This window comes from Streptomyces sp. NPDC058092 (assembly GCF_042884935.1).
Lineage (GTDB): Bacteria > Actinomycetota > Actinomycetes > Streptomycetales > Streptomycetaceae > Streptomyces.
Map to the genome: position 1 here is coordinate 1 of NZ_JBHVSY010000070.1, position 2325 is coordinate 2325.

General features: G+C 73.4%; 2 protein-coding genes. Both read left to right on the forward strand.

What is annotated here, in order from left to right:
• Positions 1–873 (forward strand): beta-ketoacyl reductase (locus ACFVV1_RS40775; protein ID WP_390000694.1); only part of this gene is annotated, 873 nt, incomplete at its 5' end.
• A 127-nt stretch (positions 874–1000) separates the two neighbouring features.
• The coding region (locus ACFVV1_RS40780) for a type I polyketide synthase (protein WP_390000697.1) at positions 1001–2325 on the forward strand (1325 nt) is incomplete at its 3' end.

The following is a 2325-nucleotide window of genomic DNA, read 5'->3' on the forward strand; positions in this document are numbered from 1 at the left end:
ATCGGCAGCCCCGGCCAGGCCAACTACGCCGCAGCCAACGCCACCCTCGACGCCCTCGCCGCCCACCGCCGCGCCCTCGGCCTGCCCGCCACCTCGCAGGCGTGGGGCCTGTGGGCCGACGCCACCGGCATGACCGGCGACCTCGACGCGGCCGAACTGGCCCGCGTCGAGCGCATGGGATTCGGCGCCATCTCCAACGAGCTCGGCCTGGAGCTCTTCGACCAGGCCCAGAAGTCGGACGCCGCGCTCGTGGTGCCCGTACTGCTCGAGCAGGCGGCCCTGCGCGCCCAGGCCCGGGCCGGTCTGCTGCCCGGCCTGCTGCGCAGGCTCGCCAAGGTGCCCGCCCGCCGCTCCGGCTCCGGCACGGGCTCGCTCGCCCAGACCCTGGCCGCGGTACCGCAGGAGGAGTGGGAGCGCGTCGTACTGGACCTCGTACGCGGCCAGGTCGCGGCCGTACTCGGACACTCCTCTCCCGATGCCATCGTGGCCGAACGGGCCTTCAAGAGCCTCGGGTTCGACTCCCTCGCCGGTGTCGAACTGCGCAACCGCCTCACCCAGGCCACCGGCCTGCGACTGCCCACCACCCTGGTCTTCGACCACCCGAACCCGGCCGCCGTGACCCGCTACCTGGTGCCCCTGGCCACCGAAGGCGTCTCCGCCACCGGACAGCAGTCCTCCGAGGAAGACCGGATCCGGGAGGCCCTCGCCGCCATCCCGCTCGGCCGGCTGCGCTCCGCGGGCCTGCTCGACGTCCTCCTCGAACTCGCCGCCGGCGACCCGGAGGAGTCCGCGCAGACCGCCGAGGACTCCGAGTCCATCGACGAGATGGACGTCGAGGCCCTCATCCGCATGACGCAGGAGGACGCGGCGTGAGCACCTCACCCATCACGGCCCGGGCGGCAGCCCGCCCCCTGACGGCCCCGGCCGTCACTGCCCCGGCGGCAGCCACCGTACGACCGCACGAGGAGCGCTAGCACCCATGGCAGACCAGAAGGACCTCATCGAGGCGCTCCGCAAGTCCTTGAAGGAGACCGAGCGCCTCCGCCTGCAGAACCGGCGGCTCCTCAACCAGTCCACGGAACCGCTCGCGATCGTGGGCATGAGCTGCCGCTACCCGGGCGGGGTCACCACGCCCGAGGAGCTGTGGCAGCTCGTCGCGGAAGGCCGCGACGCCATCACCCCGCTCCCGGACGACCGCGGCTGGGACCTGGCGAACCTCTACGACCCCGACCCCGAGCAGACCGGCAAGGTGTACGCCACCGGCGGCGGCTTCGTCGACGGGGTCGGCGACTTCGACGCGGGCTTCTTCGGTATCAGCCCGCGCGAGGCCCTCGCCACCGACCCCACCCAGCGGCTCGTCCTCGAAGCCGCCTGGGAGGCCCTCGAACACGCCGGCATCGACCCGACCTCGCTTCGCGGCGGGGACACCGGAGTGTTCTGCGGAACGGTCTCCTCCGAATACGGTGGCGAGAGTACGCCCGACCTGGAGGGCTTCCGCCTCGCGGGCAAGACCTCCAGCGTCGTCTCGGGCCGCGTCGCCTACACCCTGGGCCTGGAGGGCCCGGCCGTGTCCATCGACACCGCCTGCTCCTCCTCCCTGGTCGCCATGCACCTGGCGGCCCAGTCCCTGCGCTCGGGCGAATGCTCCCTCGCCCTGGTCGGTGGCGTCACCGTGCTCGGCGGCCCCTTCCTCCTCGTCGAGTTCAGCCGCCAGCGCGGCCTCGCGGCCGACGGCCGCTGCAAGCCGTACGCGGCCGCGGCCGACGGTACGGGCTTCTCCGACGGTGTCGGCCTGCTCGTGATGGAGCGCCTCTCCGAGGCCCGCCGCAAGGGCCACCGCGTCCTCGCCGTGGTGCGCGGCAGCGCCGTCAACCAGGACGGCGCCTCCAACGGGCTCACGGCCCCCAACGGCCCCGCCCAGGAACGCGTCATCCGTCAGGCCCTCACCAACGCGGGACTCGAGCCCAAGGACGTCGACCTCGTCGACGGCCACGGCACGGGCACCCGCCTCGGTGACCCGATCGAGGCGCAGGCGCTGCTGGCCACCTACGGCCAGGGCCGCGAGAACGGCCCGCTCCGTCTCGGCTCCATCAAGTCCAACATCGGCCACACCTCCGCCGCCGCGGGCGTCGCCAGCGTGATCAAGATGGTCATGGCGATGCAGAACGACACCATGCCCGCGACCCTCCACGTGGACGAGCCCTCCCCGCACGTGGACTGGACCTCGGGCGAGGTGCGCCTGCTGGCCGAGGCCGAGCCGTGGCCCGCCGCCGAGGGCCGCCCGCGCCGCGCGGGAGTCTCCTCCTTCGGCATCAGCGGCACCAA